General features: G+C 47.4%; 3 protein-coding genes and 1 tRNA gene. All 4 read right to left on the bottom strand.

Going from position 1 to position 4,755, the window contains the following annotated elements:
- Positions 1–77, bottom strand: a tRNA-Ile gene (locus ACTHY5_RS11240).
- 322 nt (positions 78–399) lie between these two features.
- Positions 400–2,286, bottom strand: a complete 1,887-nt coding sequence (gene rpoD, locus ACTHY5_RS11235; RefSeq protein ID WP_441879668.1) for an RNA polymerase sigma factor RpoD — start codon at positions 2,284–2,286, stop codon at positions 400–402.
- A gap of 183 nt (positions 2,287–2,469) precedes the next feature.
- Positions 2,470–4,245, bottom strand: coding sequence for a DNA primase (gene dnaG, locus ACTHY5_RS11230; protein ID WP_441879666.1), 1,776 nt, complete (start codon positions 4,243–4,245; stop codon positions 2,470–2,472).
- A 79-nt stretch (positions 4,246–4,324) separates the two neighbouring features.
- On the bottom strand, positions 4,325–4,755 hold a 431-nt coding region (locus ACTHY5_RS11225; RefSeq protein WP_441879664.1), incomplete at its 5' end, for a GatB/YqeY domain-containing protein.

The raw sequence follows: 4,755 nt of genomic DNA, 5'->3' as shown, positions 1-4,755 counted from the left end.
TGGTGGCCCCTCCCAGACTCGAACTGGGGACCTAACGATTATGAGTCGTGTGCTCTAACCAACTGAGCTAAGGGGCCAAAAGTGGGGTGATTATAGGTAAAGCCGTGCTTGCTGTCTAGTAGGCTGGCCTGATATCCGTTTGATTTTTAGACGGTTGGCATAACTTTTTTGTCGTCTAGCAGTTATTACCGAACCCAGCGCCAAATAAAGCTTAAGACTAGATTGCCGCGTCGCTATGCTCCTCGCAATGACCCAAGGGCTGGGATGGCCATTAAAAATCCCTTCTGGCCTTATCGCTATTTTTTTCGTGCTATTCCGTGGCAAAAATAGGTTTAATCTAAAGAATAGGCAAAGAAAAAGGGCGCGAGTGCGCCCTTTGGTCATTTGTTGTGTTGTGGCTTACTCGTCTAAGAAGCTACGTAACACCTCTGAACGGCTAGGATGGCGCAGCTTGCGCAATGCCTTGGCTTCAATTTGGCGAATACGCTCACGGGTAACGTCAAACTGTTTGCCTACTTCTTCTAGCGTGTGATCGGTGTTCATATCGATACCAAAACGCATGCGCAGTACTTTTGCTTCTCGTGCGGTTAGGCCCGAGAGTACGTCTTTGGTGGCGTTGCACAAGCTTTCGTTGGTGGCTTGGTCTGCCGGTAACGACAAGGTAGTGTCTTCAATAAAGTCGCCCAAGTGGGAGTCTTCATCATCACCAATGGGCGTTTCCATAGAAATGGGCTCTTTGGCGATTTTTAGCACTTTGCGGATCTTGTCTTCTGGCATGATCATGCGGTGCGCCAGTTCTTCTGGCGTTGGCTCACGACCCATCTCTTGCAGCATTTGGCGTGATACACGGTTGAGCTTGTTAATGGTCTCAATCATGTGCACCGGAATACGAATGGTGCGCGCTTGGTCAGCAATAGAGCGGGTGATGGCCTGACGGATCCACCAAGTAGCATAAGTTGAAAACTTATAACCACGGCGATATTCAAACTTATCTACCGCTTTCATCAAGCCGATGTTGCCTTCCTGAATTAAGTCGAGGAACTGCAAGCCACGGTTGGTGTATTTTTTGGCGATAGAAATAACCAGACGCAAGTTGGCTTCAACCATTTCTTTTTTGGCACGGCGCGCTTTGGCTTCACCTATGCACATGCGGCGGTTGATATCTTTTATTTGCAGTATGGTTAAGTCTGTTTCTTCTTCTACTAGCTTAATTTTTCCGATAGAGCGTAATACGTCTTCAGACACTTCTGCTAAGCGTGGTGACCAGCTTTTACCTGCATCTAGTTGTTTGTGGAACCATTCAGTATTACTTTCGTCTTGGGCGAAGTTTTGCACAAAGGTTTTCTTTGGCATTTTACACTGATCGACACACAATTTTAGAATGAGACGCTCTTGCACACGAACACGCGTCATGGTGTCACGCATGGCATTCACTAAACGGTCAAACTGTTTAGGTATTAGGCGAAACTCACGGAAGATATAAGCAAGTTCGGCAATTTCTTTTGTGGCTTCAGCAGAGGCACGGCCTTTGCTTTCGATAACGCCACGCATGATTTCATACTGATCGCGCAGTAGGCCAAATTTTTCGCGAGCTAGCTCAGGACAAGGGCCGGTATCAACTTCTTCTTCGTCCTCCTCGTCGTCTTTTTCATCTTCGTCTTCATCTTCCAGCTCTTTTTCGCTGAGCTCTGAACCGATATGCGTTGCAGTTGGTGCTGCAGGTTCGGTGGAGTCAGGGTCAAGGAAACCGGTAATAATGTCGCTGAGTTTGATGTCGCCTGCTTCAAAGCGATCAAACTGGTCAAGCAAAGTGGTAATGGTCTGAGGGTATTCAGATACCGAGCTTTGTACTTGGTTAATGCCTTCTTCAATCCGCTTGGCGATTACAATTTCGCCTTCACGGGTCAGTAGTTCTACCGTGCCCATTTCGCGCATATACATGCGTACAGGGTCGGTAGTGCGGCCAATTTCAGACTCAACAGAAGCTAGTGCTTGGGCAGCAGCTTCGGCGGCATCTTCATCGGCCGACGTTTCTGTCATCATCAGATCATCGGCATCGGGGGCAGTTTCTACTACCTGAATGCCCATGTCGTTGATCATTTGAATAATATCTTCAATTTGATCTGAATCGACAATGTCTTGTGGAAGGTGGTCGTTAACCTCGGCGTAAGTCAGGTACCCCTGTTCTTTACCTTTGGCAACGAGAAGTTTAAGCTGTGACTGTGGGGTTTGCTCCATAGAACTCGTCCGGTTAGATGTTGCAAGAGGGTGTAGGCGATTAGGCATACATTGATGTAATGCGTAATTGGCCGGTGATAACAAAACTTAACCAACGCCGCTGTGTTGTTGGTATGTGCTTGCCAACACACCCATGCTTGATCATCGGGGTGTTGCAGCTTTTAGGGTTTTATAATGCCCGTTTATCGGGTTTAGTTACTATATGAGGGCTGTGCCCCCAATTTTCAATGTTCAGTTGTTATTTGCTTTACTTTCGCTGAGTAATAGCATCAATTCTTGTGTTTCTATCGGCGTTAAACCGCCTTGCTTGCTCTTTTGTTGCAGCATGTCTATATGACTTTCAAGATAGTCGTTAATTAATACAACGAAGGTATCTTGTAGTTCTTGCTCTATATTATCGCCGGCAAATAGCTCATCTGCCATGGCAAGTCTTGCCAGTGCTTTAGCTGAACTGTGGCCTCGCCAATGTTCAAGCAGCTGAGCGGTAGTTATGCTGGGCTGAGCTTGTATTTGAGCGAGTAGGCCTTGCAGTAAATCCATTCCGGGCATAGAGAGCTCGGTGAATTCTGGCATATCAGGCAAATTCGACGCCGCAGCCGGATATTGTAGCACAAGAGCAATAGCTCGGCGAATAGGTGTTAACTTTATCTTTGTATTTGTTGGTCTGGCGGGGGTGCTAGTCGATCCGCTAGGTTGTAAACGACTAAATAAATCGCGTACTCGGCGTTCGTTTTCTCCCCAATTGAGTTGCCTAGAGAGCTGTGTGATCAACCCTTCGCGAGTAAATCCTTCTGGCACTCGCATAATCGCTTCTGCTGCTTTATTTGCCAATTCATGTTGGCCTGCATCACCTGTCATGGCGTTTTGTCCTAGGCGCTCAAATAAGAAGTCACCAAAGTCTTGTGCTTGCTCTAGCTCTTGAGTAAATGCTTCAGTACCTAGTTTTCGCACTCGGGTATCGGGATCTTCGCCATCGGGTAAAAATACAAACTTTAGGCTGCGGCCATCTTGTAATAGAGGCAGGGCGTTTTCGAGTGCGCGCCATGCAGCCTCTTTGCCTGCACGGTCACCGTCGTAACAGCAAATCACTTCGCGGGTGGTACGAAATAGCAATTGTAGATGTTCTGGAGTAGTGGCGGTGCCTAGGCTTGCTACGGCATAGTCTATATCAAACTGCGCTAAAGCAACCACGTCCATGTAGCCTTCTACAATTAAAATACGCTCTGGGTTACGGTGCGCTTGGCGCACTTCATATAAGCCATATAACTCACGGCCTTTATGAAACACGGGGGTTTCTGGCGAGTTTAAATATTTAGGAGTGCCATCACCCAGCACCCGGCCACCAAAGCCAATAACACGGCCACGGCGGTCGTGAATAGGAAACATAATACGATCACGAAAGCGGTCGTATACGCGGCCATTATCACTTTTAATGAGCATGCCACCCTCAATAAGCTGATGTTCAGCGTCATTGTTGGGGGCAAATTGTCGTTTTACACTGTCCCATTGCTCGGGCACATAACCAATATTAAAGCGTTTAACCACTTCACCGCTTAAACCTCGGCCTTTTAGGTATTGAATGGCGTCTTGAGATTGGCGCAGTTGGGTTTGATAAAAGCGGCTAATGTCTTGCAGTTGGGCGTATAAATCTTGGCGTACGGCTCTGGCTGCCGCTTGTTGTTGGGGGCTTAATGACGATGTGCTGTTTTCTCGCGGCACTGTTAAACCATGCATGCTGGCCAGCTCGTCCATGGCGTCTAAAAACTCTAGGCCATCGTATTCCATTAAAAAACCCAGCACTGTGCCGTGGGCACCACAGCCAAAACAGTGATAAAACTGTTTTTCGTGACTAACGGTAAAAGAAGGAGATTTTTCGTTATGGAATGGACAACAGGCTTGGTAGTTTTTACCTGCTTTTTTAAGTTTTACCCGCTGATCGATAAGATCGACAATGTCGGTTCTAGCCAACAGGTCGTCAATAAATGATTGGGGAATTCTGCCTGACATGATTCACCGGGAAAGCGAAGAAAAAACAAAGCCGTGCCTCAAAAGAAGCACGGCTCGTTAGTAGGGTATCGCCTTGCTTTTAAGCCAGTTTAGCTTTAATGCTTGCGCTTACCTTACCCATATCTGCACGCCCCTGGATTTGCGGTTTTAACACCGCCATTACTTTACCCATATCTTGCATGCCACTGGCGCCAGTATCGGCGATGGCATTGTTGAGTAAAGTTTCCAGTTCGTCTGCGCTAAGAGGTTGCGGCAAAAACTCTTGCAGCACCACGATTTCTTGACGCTCACCATCAGCTAATTCTTGGCGGCCAGCTTCGTCATAAATAGAAGCGGCGTCTTTGCGCTGTTTTACCATTTTGGTAACTATGGTGACGATTGCTTCATCGGCCAAGCTTTCGTGGCTATCTATCTCTTTTTGTTTGATCTCTGCCAGCAGCATACGCAAGGTGCCGAGGCGCGCCTTGTCTTTGGCACGCATGGCAATCTTTTGCTGTTCAGAGAGTTGCT

This window comes from Oceanisphaera sp. (assembly GCF_052084945.1).
In the GTDB taxonomy this organism is placed as follows: domain Bacteria; phylum Pseudomonadota; class Gammaproteobacteria; order Enterobacterales; family Aeromonadaceae; genus Oceanimonas.
The sequence above is the reverse complement of the archived record's forward strand: the minus strand, read 5'-3'. Positions and strand labels throughout refer to the sequence as shown.